The sequence below is a fragment of the Actinocatenispora thailandica genome, assembly GCF_016865425.1.
Taxonomy (GTDB): Bacteria; Actinomycetota; Actinomycetes; order Mycobacteriales; family Micromonosporaceae; genus Actinocatenispora; species Actinocatenispora thailandica.
In genome coordinates this window covers 2,214,524-2,235,154 of the sequence record NZ_AP023355.1, presented here as the reverse complement: position 1 = coordinate 2,235,154, position 20,631 = coordinate 2,214,524, and the positions used below count along the sequence as shown (strand labels likewise).

The 20,631-nt window shown below is 73.9% G+C and carries 22 protein-coding genes and 1 pseudogene; 13 read left to right on the top strand and 10 right to left on the bottom strand.

The window, feature by feature from the left end:
- Nucleotide 1: 1 nt before the first annotated feature.
- The 5 genes from Athai_RS09930 to Athai_RS09910 form a co-directional block, all read right to left on the bottom strand.
- Nucleotides 2–1,819 carry an aldehyde ferredoxin oxidoreductase N-terminal domain-containing protein gene (locus Athai_RS09930; RefSeq protein ID WP_203961234.1) on the bottom strand — a complete coding sequence of 606 codons (1,818 nt, stop codon included), beginning with the start codon at nt 1,817–1,819 and terminating at the stop codon, nt 2–4.
- Between the two features lie 163 nt (nt 1,820–1,982).
- On the bottom strand, nt 1,983–3,278 hold the full coding sequence (locus tag Athai_RS09925) for an enolase C-terminal domain-like protein (protein ID WP_203961233.1): 1,296 nt from the start codon (nt 3,276–3,278) through the stop codon (nt 1,983–1,985).
- A gap of 9 nt (nt 3,279–3,287) precedes the next feature.
- On the bottom strand, nt 3,288–4,130 hold the full coding sequence (locus Athai_RS09920) for a fumarylacetoacetate hydrolase family protein (RefSeq protein ID WP_338028177.1): 843 nt from the start codon (nt 4,128–4,130) through the stop codon (nt 3,288–3,290).
- 13 nt (nt 4,131–4,143) lie between these two features.
- A complete protein-coding gene (locus tag Athai_RS09915; RefSeq protein ID WP_239156839.1) occupies nt 4,144–4,995 on the bottom strand; it encodes an amidohydrolase family protein in 852 nt (283 codons plus the stop codon).
- Nucleotides 4,996–5,042: 47 nt separating this feature from the next.
- Nucleotides 5,043–6,038: an aldo/keto reductase gene (locus tag Athai_RS09910; protein ID WP_203961230.1), complete on the bottom strand. Its 996-nt coding sequence runs from the start codon at nt 6,036–6,038 to the stop codon at nt 5,043–5,045.
- A 72-nt stretch (nt 6,039–6,110) separates the two neighbouring features.
- Between Athai_RS09910 and Athai_RS09905 the strand changes: the two genes are divergently transcribed.
- Genes Athai_RS09905 through Athai_RS09890 form a run of 4 tightly spaced genes read left to right on the top strand, consistent with a single transcriptional unit; the run spans nt 6,111 to nt 9,962 of the window.
- Nucleotides 6,111–6,788 carry a GntR family transcriptional regulator gene (locus Athai_RS09905; protein WP_239156838.1) on the top strand — a complete coding sequence of 226 codons (678 nt, stop codon included), beginning with the start codon at nt 6,111–6,113 and terminating at the stop codon, nt 6,786–6,788.
- Between the two features lie 4 nt (nt 6,789–6,792).
- Nucleotides 6,793–7,524 carry a (Fe-S)-binding protein gene (locus tag Athai_RS09900; protein ID WP_203961229.1) on the top strand — a complete coding sequence of 244 codons (732 nt, stop codon included), beginning with the start codon at nt 6,793–6,795 and terminating at the stop codon, nt 7,522–7,524.
- Nucleotides 7,525–7,582: 58 nt separating this feature from the next.
- Nucleotides 7,583–9,322 (top strand): lactate utilization protein B, encoded by a 1,740-nt coding sequence (locus tag Athai_RS09895; protein WP_338028126.1) that lies wholly within the window; start codon nt 7,583–7,585, stop codon nt 9,320–9,322.
- Nucleotides 9,315–9,962: a LutC/YkgG family protein gene (locus Athai_RS09890; protein WP_203961228.1), complete on the top strand. Its 648-nt coding sequence runs from the start codon at nt 9,315–9,317 to the stop codon at nt 9,960–9,962. Before Athai_RS09895 ends, Athai_RS09890 begins: the two co-directional genes overlap by 8 nt.
- 46 nt (nt 9,963–10,008) lie before the next feature.
- Here Athai_RS09890 and Athai_RS09885 read toward each other — a convergent pair whose 3' ends face one another.
- Nucleotides 10,009–10,635, bottom strand: coding sequence for a TetR/AcrR family transcriptional regulator (locus Athai_RS09885; protein WP_203961227.1), 627 nt, complete (start codon nt 10,633–10,635; stop codon nt 10,009–10,011).
- A 99-nt stretch (nt 10,636–10,734) separates the two neighbouring features.
- On the opposite strand from Athai_RS09885, the gene Athai_RS09880 reads away from it, so the two are divergent.
- Both Athai_RS09880 and Athai_RS09875 read left to right on the top strand, forming a co-directional pair.
- Nucleotides 10,735–11,598 (top strand): ABC transporter ATP-binding protein, encoded by an 864-nt coding sequence (locus tag Athai_RS09880; RefSeq protein WP_203961226.1) that lies wholly within the window; start codon nt 10,735–10,737, stop codon nt 11,596–11,598.
- A complete protein-coding gene (locus Athai_RS09875; protein ID WP_203961225.1) occupies nt 11,585–12,511 on the top strand; it encodes an ABC transporter permease in 927 nt (308 codons plus the stop codon). Before Athai_RS09880 ends, Athai_RS09875 begins: the two co-directional genes overlap by 14 nt.
- On the opposite strand, the gene Athai_RS09870 is transcribed toward Athai_RS09875, so the two are convergent.
- A complete protein-coding gene (locus tag Athai_RS09870; protein ID WP_203961224.1) occupies nt 12,447–12,815 on the bottom strand; it encodes a MerR family transcriptional regulator in 369 nt (122 codons plus the stop codon). The genes Athai_RS09875 and Athai_RS09870 overlap by 65 nt on opposite strands.
- Nucleotides 12,816–13,041: 226 nt before the next feature.
- On the opposite strand from Athai_RS09870, the gene Athai_RS09865 reads away from it, so the two are divergent.
- A complete protein-coding gene (locus Athai_RS09865) occupies nt 13,042–13,560 on the top strand; it encodes a SigE family RNA polymerase sigma factor (protein WP_239156837.1) in 519 nt (172 codons plus the stop codon).
- Nucleotides 13,553–14,368, top strand: a complete 816-nt coding sequence (locus Athai_RS09860) for a COG1361 family protein (RefSeq protein WP_203961222.1) — start codon at nt 13,553–13,555, stop codon at nt 14,366–14,368. The genes Athai_RS09865 and Athai_RS09860 overlap by 8 nt, the downstream gene beginning before the upstream one ends.
- A gap of 25 nt (nt 14,369–14,393) precedes the next feature.
- Here Athai_RS09860 and Athai_RS09855 read toward each other — a convergent pair whose 3' ends face one another.
- Nucleotides 14,394–14,660: a hypothetical protein gene (locus Athai_RS09855; RefSeq protein ID WP_203961221.1), complete on the bottom strand. Its 267-nt coding sequence runs from the start codon at nt 14,658–14,660 to the stop codon at nt 14,394–14,396.
- A gap of 83 nt (nt 14,661–14,743) precedes the next feature.
- Complete coding sequence (locus Athai_RS09850; protein ID WP_203961220.1) at nt 14,744–15,505, bottom strand: GntR family transcriptional regulator; 762 nt, start codon at nt 15,503–15,505, stop codon at nt 14,744–14,746.
- A gap of 107 nt (nt 15,506–15,612) precedes the next feature.
- Between Athai_RS09850 and Athai_RS09845 the strand changes: the two genes are divergently transcribed.
- Nucleotides 15,613–16,047 (top strand): NUDIX hydrolase, encoded by a 435-nt coding sequence (locus tag Athai_RS09845; protein ID WP_203961219.1) that lies wholly within the window; start codon nt 15,613–15,615, stop codon nt 16,045–16,047.
- A gap of 33 nt (nt 16,048–16,080) precedes the next feature.
- Here the strand turns inward: Athai_RS09845 and Athai_RS09840 are convergent, their stop codons facing one another.
- The gene (locus Athai_RS09840) at nt 16,081–16,692 is read right to left on the bottom strand and encodes an alpha/beta fold hydrolase (protein WP_203961218.1); all 612 of its coding nucleotides are present in this window, start codon (nt 16,690–16,692) and stop codon (nt 16,081–16,083) included.
- A 247-nt stretch (nt 16,693–16,939) separates the two neighbouring features.
- Between Athai_RS09840 and Athai_RS09835 the strand changes: the two are divergent.
- From Athai_RS09835 to Athai_RS09820, 4 genes and pseudogenes are all read left to right on the top strand, one after another.
- Nucleotides 16,940–18,067: pseudogene (locus tag Athai_RS09835) on the top strand (PucR family transcriptional regulator); the annotation flags it as partial.
- Nucleotides 18,068–18,343: 276 nt separating this feature from the next.
- Nucleotides 18,344–19,297 carry an ACP S-malonyltransferase gene (locus Athai_RS09830; RefSeq protein WP_203961217.1) on the top strand — a complete coding sequence of 318 codons (954 nt, stop codon included), beginning with the start codon at nt 18,344–18,346 and terminating at the stop codon, nt 19,295–19,297.
- Complete coding sequence (locus Athai_RS09825; protein WP_203961216.1) at nt 19,294–20,259, top strand: beta-ketoacyl-ACP synthase III; 966 nt, start codon at nt 19,294–19,296, stop codon at nt 20,257–20,259. The genes Athai_RS09830 and Athai_RS09825 overlap by 4 nt, the downstream gene beginning before the upstream one ends.
- Before the next feature lie 108 nt (nt 20,260–20,367).
- Nucleotides 20,368–20,610: an acyl carrier protein gene (locus tag Athai_RS09820; protein WP_030444347.1), complete on the top strand. Its 243-nt coding sequence runs from the start codon at nt 20,368–20,370 to the stop codon at nt 20,608–20,610.
- Nucleotides 20,611–20,631 lie beyond the last annotated feature (21 nt).

The window sequence follows — 20,631 nt, the reverse complement described above, 5'->3', positions numbered from 1 at the left end:
TTCAGGACAGTTCGAGTCCGGCCCGCAGCCGCGCCAGGGCGGCGGCGAACCGGTCCGGGTCGAGTACCGCGCCGGCGTGCACCCCGGCCGCCACCGGCTCGGTGTGCATCCGGTCCGGCAGCCGCCGCGGCTCGGTGACGCCGAGCGCGTCGTTGATCCGGTGCTGCCGGCGCAGCCGGTCGGCACCGAGGTCCAGCAGTGCGGGGGTGTCGAGCCGGTGGCCGGTGCCGGCGGCGATCAGGTCGGCGAGCAGCGCCAGGCTCAGCGGCCTGGTCGGTGTGCTCGCGTACGGGCAGATGCCGTACGCGTCGAGCGCCGACCACAGCGCGAGCAGCACCGCGGTGCGGTCGGCCCGGTCGGCGTCCAGCCGCCGCGCCGGTTCCGGCGCGGTGAGGCCGAGTTCGCGCAGCTGCGGCCAGCAGTGTGGGGCACCGAGAGCGGGATCGAAGTCGAGGTCGTGCTCGACCGTGTCGTAGCGCGGTCCGGTTGGTGCGGCGGCGTACGCGAGGGCGAGGCCGGGCTGGATCCTCGGGTCGAACGGCGGCAGTTCGACCCCTCGTACCGCCATCGCCGCGTCCGGGACGCCGAGCCGGGCGGCGAGCCGGGTTGCTCCGTCGCGCAGCGCGGCGGCGAACTCGTCGTCGCCGTCCGCGGCGGCGGCGATGAACGGCGCCGGGTCGGTACCGAAGCCGCAGTCCGGCCAACCGGCGGGGAGCCGGCCACGGTGCGCGGCCTCGTACAGGCAGCCGAGGGTGCCGCCGACCGAGACCGGGTCGAGCCCGGCGTCGAGGCACGCCGCGGCGGCGGCCAGCACGGTGTCGGCGTCGTCGATGCCGAGGTTCGGTCCGAGCGCGGCGACCGCCTCCTGATGCAGGGCGACCGGCGGGCCGCCGGGCGGCGCGAACACCTTCAGGCAGTCGGTCGGGCAGTCCGGGCAGGGCGCGGCGGCCCGGTACCGGTCGAGGAACCGGCCCGGCGCGAGTCCCGCACCGGCGGTGGCGACGGTGTCGGTGAAGTTGTGGCGCGCACCGTATCCGGGTTCGGCGCCGTACGGCCAGACGCCGAAGCCGGGCGGGCGGTGCTGCCACTCGGTGAGCGGGTTGGCCGGCTGCTCGGCGCGGTAGCGGGCGGCCACCGTCGCCAGCGCCCGCGGGTCCGCGACCGGCGGGGCCGGCCCGCCGAGGCAGACGATCGCGACGAGGTTGCGGTCGCCCAGCACGGCGCCGAAACCGAGCCGCGGCAGCGGGAAGTACCGGTCGGTGAGGATCGTGGCGGCCCGCGCCCGGCGCCGCCCGGCGGGCCCGATCACCGCGATCCCGGCCCGTTCGCCGTAGCGGGCGGCCAGCATGTCGGTGGCGGCGACGGTACCGGTGCCGGCCAGCTCGGACGCGTCGCGCAGCTCGGCCGATCCGTTGCGCAGCAGCAGGATCGACGGCCGGTCAGCGCGGCCGGTCAGCGCCAGGGTGGCGGCCCCCGCGGCCCGCAACGCGGCGCCGAACGGCCCCTCGGCCCGAGTCTCCCCGACCGCGTCGGACAGCGGCGACAGCCCGATCGCGGCCACCCGTGCGGTACCGGGCGCGCCGCTGCCGGCGAGCGGCCCGGCGGCGAGGATCAGCGGTACCGCGGGGTCGAACGGGTCCCGGTGACCGGCCGCGACCGCGTCGGCGAGGATGCGCAGCGCGGCGAGCGACGCCGGTTCGTGGGGCGGCTGCTCAGGCGCATGGTCAGGCGCGCGGTCGGTCGCGTCGCCGGGTCCGTGGTGGGCAGGCGCGCGCGGGTCCGTTAGCACGGTTGCGGGGGCGTCGTCCAGCTCGTCCACAGCACCCCCGCACCGTCCACAGCCGGCCCGGGATCCGCCGCCCCGACCGGAATCGCGGGCTATCGTTGTGTCGGGGTCGCCCCCGGGAGGGTGGGGGAAGGTGTTTCGCGCCCGCCATCCCCCGAACCCACCGGCCTGGCCGACAGCGCGGCCAGGTCGACGTTCAGCGCCACGCCGGCCCGTCCGGGTAGCGATAGCGGGCGATCGACTCCGGCCTGATCTCGGTGGAGAACCCTGCCGCCGTGGGCGCCCGGTAGCAGCCACGCTCGATCACGGCCGGGTCGACGAAGTGCTCGTGCAGGTGGTCGACGTACTCGATGACCCGCCCGGTCAGCGACCCGGACACGGCGACGTAGTCGAACATCGACAGGTGCCGGACCAGTTCGCACAGCCCGACGCCGCCGGCGTGCGGGCACACCGGCACCCCGAACTTCGCGGCGAGCAGCAGGATCGCGACGTTCTCGTTGACGCCGCCGACCCGGGCGGCGTCGATCTGCACGATGTCGACCGCCTGGGCTTGCAGGAGCTGTTTGAACATCACCCGGTTGTGCACGTGCTCGCCGGTGGCGACGAGCGTCGGCGCCACGGCGCGGCGGATCGCGGCGTGGCCGAGGATGTCGTCCGGGCTGGTGGGTTCCTCGATCCAGTGTGGTGTGAACGGGGCGAGGGCGGCCATCCACTCGATCGCGGCGGGCACGTCCCACCGCTGGTTGGCGTCGACGGCGATGGGCAGGTCCGGGCCGACGGCGGCACGGGCGGCGGCGAACCGCCGGATGTCGTCGTCGAGGTCGGCGCCGACCTTCAGCTTGATCTGGCCGAATCCGTCGGCCACCGCCTGCTTGGCCAGCCGGACCACCTTGTCGTCCGGGTAGCCGAGCCAGCCGGGCGAGGTGGTGTAGGCGGGGTAGCCGTCGGCGAGCAGCGCGGCGGTCCGCTCGGCCCGGCCGGGTACCTTGTCCCGCAACAGCTGCAGCGCCTCGTCGGGGGTGAGCGCGTCGGTCAGGTAGCGCCAGTCGACCAGGTCGACCAGCTGCTCCGGTGACATTTCGGCGAGCAGCCGCCACACCGGCTTGCCGGCGCACTTTCCGGCGAGGTCCCAGGCGGCGTTGAGGATGCCGGCGGCGGCGAGGTGCATGACGCCCTTCTCCGGGCCGAGCCAGCGGAACTGCGAGTCGTGCGTCAGCCGCCGCCCGAACTCGCCCGGGTCGGCGCACAGCGCGGCCACGTCGGTGCCGATCACCAGCGGTGCCAGCGCACCGATCGCGGCGCACACCACGTCGTTGCCACGGCCGATGGTGAACGTGAACCCGTGCCCGTCCGGTACCGCCGGGTCGTCGGTGCGCAGCACCACGTACGAGGCGGAGTAGTCGGGATCGGGGTTCATCGCGTCGGAGCCGTCCAGTTCCCGCGAGGTGGGGAACCGGATGTCCACGGTGTCCACCGCGGTGATCGTCGCCATGGTGCCGCCTTATGCGTTGGTGAGGGACTGGCGCTGCTCGCCGAGCCCATCGATGGACAGCCGCATCGTGTCGCCGGCCGCGAGGTAGGGGAACCGGCCGGACAGCGCGACCCCCTGTGGCGTACCGGTGTTGATCAGGTCGCCGGGCTCCAGCACCAGGTACTGCGACAGGTGCCAGATCAGGTATCCGACGGTGAAGATCATGTCGGCGGTGGTGGAGTCCTGCCGCGGCTCGTCGTTGACGTACGAGCGGAGCCCCAGCTGCTGCGGGTCGCCGACCTCGTCGGCGGTGACCAGCCACGGCCCGAGCGGGTTGAACGTGGCGCAGCTCTTGCCCTTGGACCACTGCCCGCCGGACTGCTCGTTCTGGAAGGCACGTTCGGACACGTCGTTGGACACCGCGTACCCGGCGACGTGCGCCAGTGCCTGCTCCGGCGAGTCCAGGTAGGACGCCTCGCGTCCGATCACCACGCCGAGCTCGACCTCCCAGTCGGTCTTGGCGCTGTTGCGCGGGATCCGCACGTCGTCGTACGGACCGACGACGGTGTTGCTGCCCTTGTAGAACAGGATGGGCACGGTCGGCGGTTCGGAGCCGGACTCGGCGGCGTGCGCGGCGTAGTTCTGCCCGATGCACAGCACGGCGCCGGGCCGGGCGATCGGCGCGCCGACCCGCTGCCCGGCGACGTCCACCTCGGACAGTTCGCCGGCCACGTGGGCGGCGCGGACCCGCTCGACGCCGCCGGCGGCGAGGAACGCGCCGTCGATGTCGGCGGTGACCGGTGTCAGGTCGAGGTGGCGTTCGTCGTCGGTACGCAGCACCGGGCGTTCGGCGCCGGGTGCGCCGACCCGCATCAGCTTCACGTTGTCATGCCTCCAGTCGGTAGGTGGTCCGCGCGGTGGTGCCGAAGATGGCCTCGCGCTCGGTGTCGGTCGTCTCGGTGGGCAGCGCGGCGCGCAGCGCGGTCAGCACCTGGCCGTAGCTCGCGGCGGTGGTGCACACCGGCCAGTCGGAGCCGAACATCAGCCGGTCGGCGCCGAACGCCTCGATCGCGGCGGCCACGTACGGGCGCAGGTCGGCGACGCTCCAGCGGCCCCAGTCCGCCTCGGTGACCAGCCCGGACAGCTTCGCGGTGGCGTTGCCGCAGGCGGCGAGCGGCGCGATCGCGGTACGCCATTCGGCGAGCCCGGCCGCCCCGGCGCTGATGCGCGGCTTGCCCAGGTGGTCGAGCACGAACCGCAGGTCGGGATGGGCGGCGGCGGCGCGGGCGGCGGCGGGCAGTTGGTCGACCCGGACGACGAGGTCGAAGGCGAGTCCGCTGGCGGCGATCGCGGCGAGCCCGGCGTGGGCCTCGGCGGTGTCCAGGAAGTCGGCGTCGGCCCGCCCCTGCACCTGGTCTCGGATGCCGACGAGCTTGTCCGCACCGGGCAGGGTGCGGTAGCCGGCGAGGGTCGTCGCGAGGTGGGGGTCGGTCAGGTCGGCCCAGGCGACGACGCCGGCGATCTCCGGGGTGGCCGCGGCGATGGCGAGGTGGCGGGGCACCTCGCCGGCCCGGCAGCAGCCGCCCTCGACCAGCACGGTGCGCGACACACCGTGCGCACCGAGTTCGGCACGCAGGTCGTCCGCGGTGAACGGGCGCCGGATCGCGGTGAGTTCGGGCGCGTCCAGCCAGCTGTAGCCCAGGTCGGGGTCCCAGAGGTGGTGGTGTGCATCGATCACGACGTGCCGAGAGGTCGCCGCTGGGTGATCGGATGTATCTGCCGGCGTCACGGCGTCGGCACCCCCTCTTCCAGCAGCTTCTCCGCTTTCAGCTCGGACCATAGCGCGGAAGGGATCGGATGTGTGAACATGGCCGCGTTCTCTTCGATCTCCACCACACTGCGCGCACCGATCGCCACGGAGGCCACCGCCGGATGCCCGAACGGGAACTGGATCGCCGCTGCCGGCAGCGGCACCCCGTGCCGGGCGCAGACCGCGCCGATCCGCCGGGCCCGCGCCACCAGTTCGTCGGACGCCGGCGCGTAGTCGAAGGTGGCGCCCGGCCGGGGGTCTGCCAGCAGCCCGGAGTTGTACACCCCGCCGGCGATGATCGCGATGCCCTTCGCCGCCGCAACCGGGAGCAGGTCGGCGAGCCCACCGGTGTCCAGCAGCGTGTACCGGCCGGCGAGCAGGAAGCAGTCGAAGTCACCGTCCCGGGCGAAGTCGGCGAGCATCGCCGACTGGTTCATCCCGGCACTGACCGCACCGATCACCCCCTGCTCGCGCAGCTCGTGCAGGGCCCGGTACGCGCCGTCGAGCGCGGCGGCGTAGTGCTCGTCCGGGTCGTGGATGTGCGCGATGTCGATCCGGTCGACGCCCAGCCGGCGCAGGCTGTCGTCGAGCGAGCGCAGCGTCGCGTCGTAGGAGAAGTCGAACACCGGCGTCAACCCCGAGTCCTCGACGTAGATGTCCTGCCCGGCGGGGTCGGCGCCGGCGGTGCTCCCGCGCGCTACCAGCACCCGGCCGACCTTGGTGGCCAGCACGTACCGGTCGCGGTCGAGCCCGGCGAGCCCGGCGCCGAGGCGGCGCTCGGCCAGGCCCGCACCGTACAGCGGGGCGGTGTCGAACAGCCGCAGGCCCAGCTGCCAGGCCCGGCGGACGGTGTCGACGGCGGCCTCGTCGCCGACCGCGTCGTACAGCCCGCCGAGTGGCGCGGTGCCCAGCCCGAGCCGGGTGACCTGCAGGTTCGTGCGGCCGAGCCGGATGGTGCCGGTCGGGTCCATGCGTTCCTCCTCGTGCCGGTGCCGGCAGATCCTATAGGATTCTGCCGTGGCGACGATCCTGGACCGGCACCGGTGACCCCGCCGGCGCAGCGCACCACGCTGGTCGACGACGTGTACGAGTCGATCAAGGGCCAGCTGATGGACCTGGTGATCGAGCCGGGCGCGCGGGTCAACATCGAGGCGCTGGCGCGCGACCTCGCCGTCTCCCCCACCCCGGTACGCGAGGCGCTGGCGCGGCTGGAATCCGACGGCCTGGTGCGCAAACGCGCCATGTCCGGCTACACCGCCACCCCGCTGCTCACCGCCGACCAGTTCGAGCAGCTGTGCCAGCTGCGCGCGCTGCTGGAGGTGCCGGCCGCGCGGCTGGCCGCCGGCCACCCGGACGCGGCGGCGCGAGCCGCGCTGGCGACCGCGGTGACGCCGCCGTCGGCCGAGATCGACCCGAGCAACTACCGGCGGTACGCGCCGTTCACCGCGCACGATGCGGCCTTCCACGACCGGCTCGCCCGGCTGTCCGGCAACCCGATGCTGGCCGACTCGATCGTCCGGCTGCACGCCCACCTGCACCTGCACCGGCTGTACCTGCCGGCCGGGCCGACCACCGACACCGTCGCCGAGCACCGCGCCGTCGCCGCCGCGATCGCCGGCGGCCGGCCCGACGTGGCGGCGACCGCGATGGCCGAACACCTGTCCGCGACCCGGGCGCGGCATATCGTCGCGTTCAGCATCACCGAGACCGGCAAGGAGTGAGGCAGTGCGCATCGGCCTGTTCGTGACCTGCGTCAACGACCTGATGTACCCGGGTACCGGGCAGGCGGTGGTGCGCATCCTGCAGCGGCTCGGGCACGAGGTGGACTTCCCCGCCGCGCAGACCTGCTGCGGCCAGATGCACGCCAACTCCGGCTACCGGGCGGAGACGATGCCGTTGCTGCGCCGGTTCGTCGACGTGTTCGAGCCGTACCAGGCGATCGTCGCACCGTCCGGCTCCTGCGCCGCGATGGTGCGCGAGTCCTACCCGCGGCTCGCGGCCGACGATCCCGCCCTCGCCGAGCGCGTCGCCGCCCTGGCTCCCCGGGTGTACGAGCTGTCCGAGCTGCTGGTCGATGTGCTCGGCGTGACCGAGCTGGGCGCCGAGTTCCCGCACCGGGTCACGTACCACCCGACCTGTCACGGGCTGCGGATGCTGGGGTTGGGCGACAAGCCGCTGCGGCTGCTGCGCGGCGTGTCCGGCATCCGGCTGGTGGCGTTGGACGCGGCCGAGCAGTGCTGCGGCTTCGGCGGTACGTTCGCGGTGAAGAACCCGGACGTGTCGACCGCGATGCTGGCCGACAAGGCCCGGCACGTGCTGGACACCGACGCCGAGGTGCTGGCCGCCGCCGACAACTCCTGCCTGGCACACATCGCCGGCGGTCTGAGCCGGATGCGTACCGGGGTCCGGGCCATGCACTACGCCGAGATCCTCGCCAGCACCGGGGGTACCCGGTGAGCCGGCGCCGACACCGGGCGCGGTGCCACGCCGGCATCGCGACGAAGGGGGAGAGCCGATGAGCGTTGCACCGCAGGGCAGGCGGCTGCTTCCGGTGCTGCCGCACGGATCCGGGCACCTGGCGCCGCCGCAGCCGTTCCCGCAGCGGGCCCGGGCCGCGGTGGCCGACCCGCAGCTGCGGGCGAACATCCGCCGCGCCACCCGCACCATCCGGGACAAGCGCGCCGCCGCGGTGTCCGAAGTGGACGACTGGGAGCAGCTGCGGGAGGCCGGCCGGACCATCAAGCGCCGGGTCGCCCGGCACCTGCCGGAGCTGCTGGAGCGGTTCGAGCGGGCGGCCACTGCGGCCGGCGCGACCGTGCACTGGGCGCGGGACGCCGCCGAGGCCAACCGCATCGTCACCGACCTGGTCCGGGCCACCGGCAGCGACGAGGTGGTCAAGGTCAAGTCGATGGTCACCCAGGAGATCGAACTCAACGACGCGCTGGCCCGCGCCGGCATCACCGCGTCCGAGACAGATCTCGCCGAGCTGATCGTGCAGCTCGACGACGGCGAGCAGTCGCACATCCTGGTACCGGCGATCCACTACAACCGGGCCGAGATCCGCGAGATCTTCCGCCGCGAGATGGCCGACGCGCCGGCCGACCTCACCGACGACCCGGCGGTACTGGCCGAGGCGGCGCGGCGGCACCTGCGGCGCAAGTTCCTGTCCACCAGGGTGGCGATCTCGGGCGCCAACTTCGCGGTCGCCGACACCGGCAGCCTGGTGGTGCTGGAGTCGGAGGGCAACGGGCGGATGTGCCTGACCCTGCCGGAGACGTTGATCAGCGTGGTCGGCATCGAGAAGCTGGTGCCGAGCTTCGCCGACCTGGAGGTGTTCCTGCAGCTGCTGCCGCGCAGCTCGACCGCGGAGCGGATGAACCCGTACACCTCGGTGTGGACCGGCAGCGTCCCCGGCGACGGGCCGAGCGACGTGCACATCGTGTTGCTGGACAACGGGAGGTCGGCCACGCTCGCGGACACCGTGGGCCGGCAGGCGCTGGCCTGCATCCGCTGCTCGGCCTGCCTCAACGTCTGCCCGGTGTACGAGCGGACCGGCGGGATCGCCTACGGCTCGGTGTATCCGGGACCGATCGGTGCGATCATCTCGCCGCAGTTGACCGGCATCGCGGCGAACAAGTCGCTGCCGTACGCGTCGTCGCTGTGCGGCGCCTGCTACGAGGTCTGCCCGGTCAAGATCGACATCCCGGAGGTGCTGGTCCACCTGCGACAGTCCGGTGTGGACGGGGCCCGGGACCGCCCGTCCGCGGAGCGCACCGCGATGCGCACCCTGTCCTGGGTGATGTCCGACCAGCGCCGGTACGAGAACGCGCTGCGCGCGGCCCGGATCTCCACCGGCCCGGTCGCCGCGCTGACCGGCCGCGGCCGGCGCCGGCGCCCGGGCGGGCCGGCCGGCAGCCTGGCACACCTGCCGTGGCCGCTGTCGGCCTGGACCACCTCCCGGGACGCACCGCTGCCGGCCCGCCAGTCGTTCCGGGACTGGTGGCGCGCCCGGGACGATCGACCGGGCCGCTCCGCCGCGCCCGATCCCGGCACTCCGGCCGGGCCGCCCGATCCCGGCACCCCGGCCGGGCCGCCCGATCCCGGCACCCCGGCCGGGCCGCCCGATCCCGGCACCCCGGCCGGGCCGCCCGATCCCGGCACCCCGGCCGGGCCGGCGGCCCTGGGAAGCTCGGCCGGGCCGGCGGGGTCGGGCAGCGGGCGGCCCGCGCCGAGTGAGGAGCACGCCGATGAGTGAGGCCCGTGCGGAGATCATGGCCCGGCTGCGGGCGGCGCTGCGCGACGTGCCCCCCGACGAGACGATCGAGGACGTGCCGGTGGCGCGCGACTACCACCGGGACGGCACCGGCGCCGGGCCGGCGCAGCTGCGCGACCTGCTCGCCGAGCGGGTCGCCGACTACCGGGCCACCGTGCACCGCTGCGCCGCCGACGACCTCGCCGGCACCGTCGGGACGATCCTCGCCGAGCACCGGACCTCGACCCTGCTCGTCCCGCACGACCTGCCGGAGGACTGGCATGCCGGCTACCCCGGCACGATCTACCGCGACTCGGCGAACTTCCCGTACCCGCTGGCCACGCTGGACGCGACCGACACCGTACTGACCGGCTGCGCGGTGGCGATCGCCGCGACCGGCACCCTGGTGCTGGATGCCGGGATGGCGCAGGGCCGGCGGGCGATCAGCCTGGTGCCCGACCATCACGTCTGCGTGGTCGGCGCCGACCAGGTGGTCGGTACCGTGCCGGAGGCGCTGGCCCGGCTGGATCCGGTGCGGCCGTTGACGTTCGTCGCCGGCCCGTCGGCCACCAGCGACATCGAGTTCGACCGGGTGGAGGGCGTGCACGGCCCTCGCCATCTCGATGTGGTCCTGCTGAGCTGACTTCCGGGTTCGCCGCGGAACTCGCCGGTCGCCCCGGCGGCGGGCGTCAGCGCGGTGCGGCGAGGACGTGCTCGACGAAGGCGATCAGGTCGGCGACGTCGGCGTCGAACTCGGCGTCGAGGTCCAGCGGCTGGTCCAGTTCGGCGGCGAGCTCGTGGTGCGCGGGCAGGTGGTCGGCCGGGAGCTGGGCGCGGCGGGAGGTCGCCGGGAGGCTGCCGCCGGCGAACCGGCCGCCCTGCTCGCTGACGGCGAACCCGAGCACGAAGGTCGAGAGCATCCGCTCGGCCCGGGCGATCTCGGTGCGCGGCACCCCGGCGTCGAGCAGCAGCTGGTAGAGGAAGTCGATCACCGGCAGCGAGTCGGCGGTGACCGCCGGCCGGTCGAACAGCAGCGCGAACGCGGTCGGATGGCGCCGGGCGCTCTGGCGCGCGGCGCGCGCGAACCCGGCGAACCGGTCCGGCCAGGGCAGCCCGGCGGCCGGCATCGGCAGGTCGGTGATCAGCAGCTCGACCAGCCCGTCGAGCATGTCCTGCTTGCTTCCGACGTGCGGGTAGAGCGCCATCGGCGTCACACCGACGCGCTGCGCCACCGCCCGCATGGACACCGCCGCGAGACCCCGCTCGTCCGCCAGGGCCAGCGCCTCGGTCAGGATCTCGCGCCGCCGATCGGTCATCTCGACACCGTAGAACATCATCTCTTCCCTTCTCGCCAGACCCGCTATACAGTGTAGATCTTCGTCTTATACGGCGTAGATCATTTACGGGAGGCAGACATGCTGCACGCCACCGGCCTGACCAAGCGGTACGGGTCGACCACCGCCCTGGCCGGTCTCGACCTGACGGTCGGCGCGGGCGAGATCGTCGGGCTGATCGGTCACAACGGTGCCGGCAAGACCACGTTCGTCGAGATCACCGCCGGCCTGACCCGGCCGGACGCCGGGACCGTCCAGATCGCCGGCGTCGACGCCGTCCGGCGCCCCGCCGCGGCCCGCCGGCATCTCGGCCTCGCGCCGCAACACCTCGCTCTCTACCCGAGCGCCACCGTCCGGCAGAACCTCACCGTCTTCGGCGGGCTCGCCGGCCTGCGCCGCCGCGCGCTGCGCGCCGCGGTCGACGACGTCGCCACCGCCACCGGGCTGGCCGGCGTGCTGGACCGGGCGGTCGGGCTGCTGTCCGGCGGCCAGCAGCGGCGCGCCCAGACCGCCACGGCGCTGCTGCACCGCCCCGCCGTCCTGCTGCTCGACGAGCCGACCGTCGGCGCCGACCCGCAGACCCGGCAGGCGATGCTCGCCGTGGTCCGGCAGCGCGCCGACGCCGGCGCCGCCGTCTGCTACACCACCCACTACCTGCCCGAACTCGACGAGCTGGGCGCCACCCTCGCGGTGCTGCGGGCCGGCCGGGTCATCGCCCGCGGCAGTCGCGACGAGCTGCTCACCGGGCTGCCCGGCGAGCTGCTGCTCGGCTACGCGGACGGCACCGAACGCCGGATCAGCAGCACCGACCCGCGCGCCGCGCTCGCCGCCGCCGTCACCGACCCGGCCCGTACCGCCGGGCTGTCCACCGTGGACATCCGGCGGCCGTCGCTGGACGACCTGTACCACGCACTGAGCCGGGAGGCCCACCATGTCGCTGCCTGACCGCCTGCACCGCGTCGGCGTGCTGCTGCGCCACAACCTCGTCCTGGTCGCCCGCGACCCCGGTCACCTCATCGCCTACCTGGTGATGCCGATGGTGCTGATGGCCGTGCAGGCCCCGCTGTACCAGCGGGCGCTGCGCGGCGTGGCCGGTACCACCCAGGTGGTGTCCGGGATGCTGGTGATGTTCTCGCTGCTGGCCCTGTCGATCGTGGGCAACGCGGTGCTCGCCGAACGCACCTGGCGCACCTGGGACCGGCTGCGCGCCACCCCGGCCGGCGCCGGTGAGCTGATGGTCGGCAAGGCCGCCGCGGTGTTCGCGGTGCTGCTGCTGCAGCAGCTGGTGCTGCTCGGCTTCGGGGCCGGGGTGTTGCGGCTGCGGCTGGGCCCGCACCCGGTGCTGCTGGCGGTCCCGGTGCTGTGCTGGGGCGCCGCGCTGCTCGCCGGTGGCGCCGCCCTGGCCGTGCTGGTCCGCGGGCACGGCCAGCTGTCCGCGGCGTGCGACGTCGGCGGGCTGCTACTGGCCGGCCTGGGCGGCGCGCTCGCGCCGCTGTCCGCGATGCCGGGCTGGGCGCGGGCGGTGGCGCCGGTCTCCCCGGGTACTGGGCGATGGGCGGGTTGCGCGCCGCGCTGGCCGGTGACGCCGGCGAGACGGTACGAGACGCCGCGGTACTGCTCGGCCTGGCACTCGCCGCCGGCGTCGTCGTCGCGGTGCGGATGCGGCGCGGCTGGACCCGCACCGCCCTGCTGTGACCCGCGGGCCCACCCGCGACGGGAGCGGGCCCAGTGCCGACCCGACCGCAGCGATCCACCCCGGAGCGAACGCGACCGGTGGGTTCGCCCGCCGGCGGCTACGCGTCGCGAATCGAGCGGTAATAGGCGATCTTGCCCTGGATGTGCCGGCGGCGGGCGGTGAGCACCTCGATCCGCTCGCCGAGCTCGGCGTCGTGCTCGACCAGCAGGTCGATGCGCTCGTCCACGGTGCCGTCGCCGGCCCGGACCAGGTCGGCGAAGGTACGCAGCGCCGCGATCGGCATGCCGGTCTCGCGCAGGCAGCGGACCAGGTCGAGCAGTTCGACGTCGGAGCTGCGGTACCGGCGGTGGCCGCTCGCCGAGCGCTCCACCGCGCCGAGCACGCCGGCGCGTTCGTAGTAGCGGAGGGTGTCGTGGCTGACGTCGAACCGCGCCGCCACCTCGCCGGGGGTCAGGTACTCGCTCACCCGCCGAGGATCCCACCTGGAGCGCACTCCAGGTCAACCACGAATCGGGAGCCGGCCGCCGCTCGTCCGAAGTGGCCGGGGCGACGCAACCGGCGATCGGGCGGTGGCGTGTTGTGGCAGCAGCACCGCCACCCACGGGGAGCCCAACGGGATGAATGCGCCTGGAATCGCGGTACGTCCGACCTCGGCGTCGGGCGCGCTGGCGCGCACCCCTAGGCTACGGGTGGTGAGTGCCACGGATTCCGCGTCGAGCGCCGAACGCAGCTTCGACGAGTTCTACGCGGCCAACGTCCGTGGCATCACGGTGCAGATCTACGCATACTTCGGCAACATCTCCGATGCTCAGGACGTGGTGCAGGAGGCGTTCTGCCGGGCGTACCCGCGCTGGGAGACGCTCCGTGGCTACGACGACCCGGTCGCCTGGGTGCGCCGGGTCGCCTGGAACCTCGCCACCAGCAAGTGGCGGCGCATGCGCACCGCGATGAAGTTCGCCCGCAAGCAGCGTGAGGAGCACATCCCCGGGCCGGGCCCCGACCACGTCGCCCTCACCGACGCGCTGCGCACCCTGCCCGACCGGCAGCGCCGGGCGGTGGTGTTGCATTATCTGGCCGACCAGAGCGTCGCGGAGATCGCCGAGCGCGAGGGTGTCGCCCCCGGCACCGTCAAGTCCTGGCTGTACCGGGCGCGCAACGCACTCGCCCAGCAACTGACCGACACACCCCGCGGGGAGGTGAACGATGCCTGACGCAGGCCCCGACGACGACCGCGAACTGCGTGCCGCGTTCGACAGCCTCCGTGACGCCGCGCTGCACGACCTGCCCGCACCCGGCGCCGACGCGGTGCGTCAGGCAGCCCGGCATCGGCGGCGGGTGCACCAGATCGTGGCCGCCGCGGCCGCCGGCCTGGTGCTGGTGCTCGGCGGCGGCGGGGCGCTGCTCGCCACCCAGCGGGGCCACTCGCCGCAGCAGGTGACCGCGGCGAGCTCACCGTCCACCGCGCACCCGACCACCCCGGCCCCCAGCGCCACCTCGTCGCTCGGTGGGACCGCCGGCCCGAGCGAGCCGACCGGCGACAGCGGCTCCGGCGGTACGCCGACCGCCGGCAGCGGCACGCTCGCCGTGTCGGTCGGTTCCGGGCCGGCGACCACCACCGGCCCCGGCCACGACACCCAGCTGACCGTGACGGTCCGCAACACCGGTACCGAGCCGATCGCGAACGCGGTCGTCGTGATCCAGCCGCCGGACGGCCTGTCGGTGCACGGCGACAGCCCGTGCGACGCGAACGGCTGCCAGCTCGGCACGCTGCACGACCTGGCCCCCGGTGCCGAGCGCGCGGTCACCGGCACCCTGTCGTACCTGCGCACCTTCGCGTCGGCGGCCCCGCCGGCCGGCGGCACCGTCACGGTGACCGCGCAGGACGAGCAGGGCGGCACCGTGGGTACCGTGTCGCAACCGTTCCAGGTCGACGCCGGCGCCTCGCCGACCCCCAGCGGCGCCGTCAGCCCGTCCGAGCCGCCGTCCTCCCCCTCCCCCAGCCCCACCCCGAACAACTGAGGCCACGCGGCTGGCCGGCCGTCGCTCAGCACTGCAACACCCGCCAGTGCGGCCCGTCCCGGTCCAGCTCGATGCCCTCGCGGTCGGCGTGGACGTCCTGGACGATGGCCCGGACTTCGGCCACCTCGAGTTCGGCCCAGGCGGCGAGTTGCGCATCGGTTGCTCCGCGCCGGTGCGCGCGGTAGATCGCCACGTCCCGGCAGGCGATCGAGCCGTGAATCAGGTCGCTGAAGTCCCGGATCCGGGCGCGTGAGCCGACGAGCAGGCCGGGCACCGCTTCGGTAGGTAACACAGGACAACACCCCCAGAGATACAGCTTATCTAGATGAGATACGGTAGGACTCATATCTAGATGAGTCAAAGGTATTCGGGACGTCAGGGCCGGATCTCGTATTCCAGCACGTACAGGTCCGAATTCACCACGATCTCGTTGACCTCGACCGGCCGCTCGGAGGTGTGCGCCACGCGAACGACGGTGATCACCGGGACACCGGCCGGCAGCACCAACAGCCGCGCCTCGTCCGGGCTCGGCATCCGAGCCTGGACCTCCTCGACGAACCGCTCCAGTGGGTGCCCCAGCTCCTCCAGCCGCGCGTACGTACCGCCCGGCCCCGCGTCGGGCTCGGCGATCGCCGTCCCGGCCGCGATGTCGGCAGGCAGGTGTGCCGCCGAGAGCTGGAGCGGCTGCCCGTCGACGGAGTGCAGCCGGCGCCGCACGACGACGTCGGTACCCGACGGGATCCGGAGGCGTTCGGCGACGTCGTCGGTGGCGCGCTCGCGCGTGACGTCGATCGTTGCGGCGAACGTCCGATCGTCGGCGGTGTCGGCTTCCCACATCGCCCGCCCGCTACCCCACTGGCTGCGGGACAACCGCTGGACGCTGCGACGGCGGAACGGACGCCGCTGTCGAACGAAGACACCTCGCCCGTGTTCGGCGACCGCGAGCCCTTCGTGCTGCAGCACCTGGAGGGCGGCTCGTACCGTCATCCGTGCGACGCCGAACGTCTCGATCAGCTGGGTCTCGGAAGGGAGCTGGTCACCATCGCCGAGTTCCCCCGACCGGATCGAGGCACGCAGTTCATCGGCGATCTGCTGGTACGCCGGCCGACCCGGCTTCAAGGTCCGGGGCCGAGCCACCAGCCACTCCCTGTCGATCGAGGTTCCCGCCGGACGGTACACCTCTGGACGTGCCCCCGCTACCGACGAATCCCGCGCACCCCGTACCTGTCGAAGGAGTTGAGAAGATGGCGGATCTGCCCCGGCATCCGGTCGCGGTCGCGGCGGCCGTGACGGACGACAACGGCCTGGTGCTCGCGCTGCGCCGGCCCGAGGACGGGCGGTGGGAACCGCCCGGCGGCATGCTGGAGATCGGCGAGACCGTTCCGGACGGTCTGCGTCGCGAGGTTCGCGAGGAGACCGGGCTGGAGGTCGCCCCGGTGCGGTTGGGCGCGGTCTACCAGAACACCACGACCGGCACCATCGTGTTGACGTTCCGGTGCCGGGTGCTCGGCGGCCGGCTCACGGTCAACGACGAGGCCAGCGAGTTCCGCTGGATGACACCGGACGAGGTCCGCGAACGGATGCCCGAGATCTTCGCCGGCCGGATCCTCGACGCGTTGGCCGACGTCGAGGCACCGGTACGGCTGCACGACGGCAGGCGGCTGACCGCGCGGCTCTGACCGGTGCGTCGGGTGGCCGGTGGCTCGGGTCGGTCAGCCGGTGGGCCACACGACGGTGTCCAGGAACTGTTCGATCGCGGTGGCGACGACGGCGTGCGCGGCGAGGCTCGCGGCCAACGGCCCGGGCAGCAGCATGCCGTGGTCGGCGCCCGGGATCTCCGCCACGTGCGGCGTCAGCCGGCGTGCCTCGGCGCCGTCCCACGCCTCGTCCTCGGTACCGCCGACGAGCAGGAACGGCGCCTCGCTGCGGCCCAGTTCGGCGACCACCCGCGGGGTGTGCAGCAGCGGGGTGAGCCAGATCGCCGGCAGCCCCCGGTCGGCCGCGACCGAGGCGGCCCGGGTGCCGAGGGACTTGCCGACGAGCACGGTCTGGGCGCCGGGCAGGCTCTTCTCCACCCGGGCGATCGCGTCGCTGACCTGGCCGCACACCCAGGCCTCGGACTCGGCGCCGGTCAGCCAGGCGCGGGTGGCGGCCTGGTCGAGTTCCGGCGCGGTCCAGCGGACCGGCTCCACGTACGCGTCGCGTACCTCGACGGCCTCCTGCGCGAAGAACAGCAGCGGCGACTCGACGGGGTAGCGGCGACCGGGAACCAGGACAGCGGCCCGGGAAACGCCACCGGACACCGAGTCGGACGTATCAGTCATAACTGGGAACCTATCGCCCGACCGGGCACCCCGCGACCCCGGCGCGCGGTGCGCCGGATGCCGACCGTCACCGCCGCTGGGCTGGCGACCGGCAGCACCGGTACGGCGTGGCAGGCTGCAGGGTGTGAGCAGTTCAGCGGACCGGCCGGTGCCGGACGAGGCGCAACCGCGCGACGGCGAGCCCGTCTCGTCGCCGTCCCGCAGCACCGGCGGACCGCGGCCGGGCGAGCCGCCGCGGGGCGTCGCGCTGGAGGCGACGCTGCGCCGGATCGAGCGGGCGGCGGGCGGGCTGGCCGCCGAGAGCGTCGCCCGGATGGACGCGACGCTGCCGTGGTTCCGCGAGCTGAGTGCCGACCGGCGCAGCTGGGTGATGCTGATCTGCCAGTCCGGGGTCAACTCGTTCGCCGCCTGGACCCGGGATCCGGCGAAGCCGCCCGAGTTCGGCGACGAGGTCTTCGCCGGTGCGCCCCGGGAGCTGGCCCGGTCGATCTCGTTGCAGCACACCGTCGCCCTGATCAAGGTGACCATCGACGTGGTCGAGGAACGGGTACCGGAGCTGGCCGCGCCCGGTGAGGAGTCGGCGCTGGCCGAGGCGCTGCTGCGGTTCTCCCGGGAGGTCGCGTTCGCCTCCGCCCGGGTGTACGCGCGGGCCGCCGAGTCGCGCGGCGCCTGGGACGCGCGGCTGCAGGCGATGCTCGTCGACGCGCTGCTGCGCGGCGAGGTCGGCGACGCGATGGCCAGCCGCGCCGCCGCGCTGGGCTGGTCGGACGCGACGCCGGTCGCGGTGGCGGTGGGCCGCTCCCCGGCCGGCGACGCCACCTCGGTACTGCACGGGCTGCACCGCACCGCGCGCCGTATCGGCGTCGAGGTCCTCGGCGGGGTGCACGGCAACCGGCTGGTCGCGGTGCTCGGCGGCGCACCGGACCCGGTCGCGGCAACCGCGAAGCTGCTGGAGGACTTCGGCGACGGTCCGATCGTGGTCGGGCCCGCGGTGCCGTCGCTGGACGAGGCCACCGAGTCGGCCCGAGCCGCGATCGCCGGCTACCGTGCGGCGCACACCTGGCCGGACGCGCCGCGCCCGGTCTCGGCCGGCGACCTGCTTCCGGAGCGGGCGCTGGCCGGCGACCCGGAGGCGCGCCGGCTGCTGCGCACCAACGTGTACGGGGCGCTGCAGCGGGCCGGTGACCTGCTGGACACCCTGGACGCGTTCTTCGCCGCGGGCGGCGTGCTGGAGTCCACCGCGCGCGCCCTGTACGTGCACCCGAACACCGTCCGTTACCGGCTGCGCCGGATCGCCGATCTGACCGGGTTCACCGCGACGCAGCCGCGGGACTCGTTCGCGCTGCGAGTGGCGCTGGTGGTGGGCCGGCTGGACCAGGCCGCGCCGCGGCCGCCGCTGCCGGCGCCGGCGCTGGCCGACGGCCGCGCCGGCGCCGTCGACCCGACGGCACTACCCGATGCGGTGGAAAGCGGCACGCAAGGCGACGGATCGGATGCCCAGGCGACACAACTCACAGCGCCGCCGGAGGACCCGCGTACCGCCAATCACGCGGGTTGAACGCTCGTTTTGTCGACTCTCCACAACGTCCGTGGTCGGGTTTGGTTGATCAGAACCGGTCGCGAAGAGCGCCGGATCGGTCAGAGTCAACGCGTGCTCGCGATACTCGCCCCGGGACAGGGGTCGCAAAAGCCCGGGTTCCTGGCTCCGTGGCTCGACGTGGACGGCGTCGAGGCGCGGCTGCGCTGGCTGTCCACCGCTGCCGGCGCCGACCTGGTGCACCTGGGTACCGACGCCGATGCCGACGAGATCAAGGACACCGCACGCACCCAGCCACTGCTGGTGGCGGCCGGGCTGGTCGCCGCCGGGCAGCTGCCGCTGGCCGGGGCCGCGGTCGTCGCCGGGCACTCGATCGGCGAGCTGACCGCCGCGGCGCTGGCCGGCGCGCTGAGCGCCGAGTCGGCGATGCTGCTCGCCGGTGTCCGGGGCCGTGAGATGGCGGCCGCCTGCGCGCTGGAGCCGACCGGGATGAGCGCGGTACTCGGCGGCGACCCGGACGAGGTGGCCGCGGCGATCGAGGCGGCCGGGCTGACCCCGGCCAACCGGAACGGCGCGGGGCAGATCGTCGCCGCCGGTGCGCTGGCCGCGCTGGAGAAGTTCGCCGCCGAGCCGCCTGCCGGTACCCGGGTGCGGCCGCTCGCGGTGGCCGGGGCGTTCCACACCCGGTACATGGCGCCGGCCGAGGAGGCGCTGCAGCGTCTCGCCGGTGGCATCACCCCCAGCGACCCGCGCCGGCAGCTGCTGTCCAACGCCGACGGCGCCCCGGTCGGCTCCGGTACCGAGTTGGTCCGCCGGCTGGTCCGCCAGGTGACCAGCCCGGTGCGCTGGGACCTGTGCATGGCCACGCTGGCCGACCTGGGCGTCACCGCGGTGCTGGAGCTGCCGCCCGCCGGCACCCTGGCCGGGCTGGTCAAGCGCGAGCTCAAGACCCGTGGGGTGCCCGAGATCGTCACCCTCAACACCCCCGACGACCTGCCCGCCGCCCGCGACCTGATCGCACGGCACGGCGAGCCGGCCCGCAACGCCTCGACGGGAGACAACGCATGACCATCCCCGCAGGTCCCGCACGCGGTACCAAGATCGTCGCGATGGGCCACTACCAGCCGGCGAAGGTGCTCACCAACGAGGACCTGACCCGCATCGTGGACACCACCGACGAGTGGATCACCACGCGGGTGGGCATCAAGGAGCGCCGGGTCGCGGAGGGCGAGACGGTCGCCGACATGGCCACCGCCGCCGCGGGCAAGGCGCTCGCCAACGCCGGCCTCACCCCGTACGACATCGACCAGGTCATCGTGGCCACCTGCTCCTCGATCGACCGGTGCCCGAACGTGGCCTGCCGGGTGGCGAACAACCTCGGCATCACCGCGCCGGCGGCGTTCGACCTCAACACCGGCTGCTCCGGCTTCGAGTACGCGCTGGCCACCGCCGACCACGCGATCCGGGCCGGTGCGGCCCGGCGGGCGCTGGTGATCGGCTCGGAGAAGCTGACCGACGTCACCGACTACACCGACCGCACTTCGTGCATCCTGTTCGGCGACGCCGCCGGCGCCGCGGTGGTCGAGGCGGTCGCGGACGACGAGGAGCCGGGCATCGGCCCGGTGCTGTGGGGTTCGGACCCGAGCAAGGGCTCCGTGCTGACCATCGAGGGGCGCCGCGGGTACATCAAGCAGGACGGGCCGACGGTGTTCCGCTGGACCCAGACCGAGCTGCCCAAGCTGATCGCCGAGACCTGCCGGCGGGCCGGTGTCGAGCCGGCCGAGCTCGGCGGGTTCGTCGCGCACCAGGCGAACCTGCGCATCATCGAGCCGCTCGCGGCCAAGCTCGGCGCCACCAACGCGGTGGTCGCCCGCGACATCGTCGAGTCCGGCAACACCTCGGCCGCATCGGTGCCGCTGGCGCTGTCGAAGCTGATCGAGCGCGGCGAGATCGCCTCCGGCGCGCCCGTGCTGCTGTTCGGCTTCGGCGGCGGGCTCACCTATGCCGGGCAGATCGTGCGCTGCCCGTAGCCGATTTCGTAGACCGTCGCCGACCCGGCACCCCGGGTGCGGCACCATGAGACGTCGGGTACGGCGACAAGCGCCGCGACACCCGACAGGACAAGGAAGGAACACCGCATGACCCGCGACGAGATTCGCACCGGCCTGGCCGACATTCTGGAAGAGGTGGCCGGCGTGGACAAGTCCGACGTCGCCGACGAGAAGTCGTTCACCGAGGAACTGGACGTCGACTCGCTGTCGATGGTGGAGGTCGTGGTCGCCGCCGAGGAGAAGTTCGGCGTGAAGATCCCCGACGACGAGGTCCCGAACCTCAAGACCGTCGGCGACGCGGTCACCTACATCGAGAAGAACGCGGCCTGACCCGCACCGCCAGGATGGCAG

Excerpts from the sequence above, each read along its gene's own strand:
- Athai_RS09890 (WP_203961228.1), top strand. The coding sequence starts at position 9,315 with ATGAGTGAGGCCCGTGCGGAGATCATGGCCCGGCTGCGGGCGGCGCTG.
- Athai_RS09845 (WP_203961219.1), top strand. The coding sequence starts at position 15,613 with ATGGCGGATCTGCCCCGGCATCCGGTCGCGGTCGCGGCGGCCGTGACG.
- Athai_RS09860 (WP_203961222.1), top strand. The coding sequence starts at position 13,553 with ATGCCTGACGCAGGCCCCGACGACGACCGCGAACTGCGTGCCGCGTTC.
- Athai_RS09825 (WP_203961216.1), top strand. The coding sequence starts at position 19,294 with ATGACCATCCCCGCAGGTCCCGCACGCGGTACCAAGATCGTCGCGATG.
- Athai_RS09910 (WP_203961230.1), bottom strand. The coding sequence starts at position 6,038 with ATGGACCCGACCGGCACCATCCGGCTCGGCCGCACGAACCTGCAGGTC.
- Athai_RS09880 (WP_203961226.1), top strand. The coding sequence starts at position 10,735 with ATGCTGCACGCCACCGGCCTGACCAAGCGGTACGGGTCGACCACCGCC.
- Athai_RS09925 (WP_203961233.1), bottom strand. The coding sequence starts at position 3,278 with ATGGCGACGATCACCGCGGTGGACACCGTGGACATCCGGTTCCCCACC.
- Athai_RS09895 (WP_338028126.1), top strand. The coding sequence starts at position 7,583 with ATGAGCGTTGCACCGCAGGGCAGGCGGCTGCTTCCGGTGCTGCCGCAC.
- Athai_RS09875 (WP_203961225.1), top strand. The coding sequence starts at position 11,585 with ATGTCGCTGCCTGACCGCCTGCACCGCGTCGGCGTGCTGCTGCGCCAC.
- Athai_RS09820 (WP_030444347.1), top strand. The coding sequence starts at position 20,368 with ATGACCCGCGACGAGATTCGCACCGGCCTGGCCGACATTCTGGAAGAG.
- Athai_RS09885 (WP_203961227.1), bottom strand. The coding sequence starts at position 10,635 with ATGACCGATCGGCGGCGCGAGATCCTGACCGAGGCGCTGGCCCTGGCG.
- Athai_RS09840 (WP_203961218.1), bottom strand. The coding sequence starts at position 16,692 with ATGACTGATACGTCCGACTCGGTGTCCGGTGGCGTTTCCCGGGCCGCT.
- Athai_RS09920 (WP_338028177.1), bottom strand. The coding sequence starts at position 4,130 with ATGCGGGTCGGCGCACCCGGCGCCGAACGCCCGGTGCTGCGTACCGAC.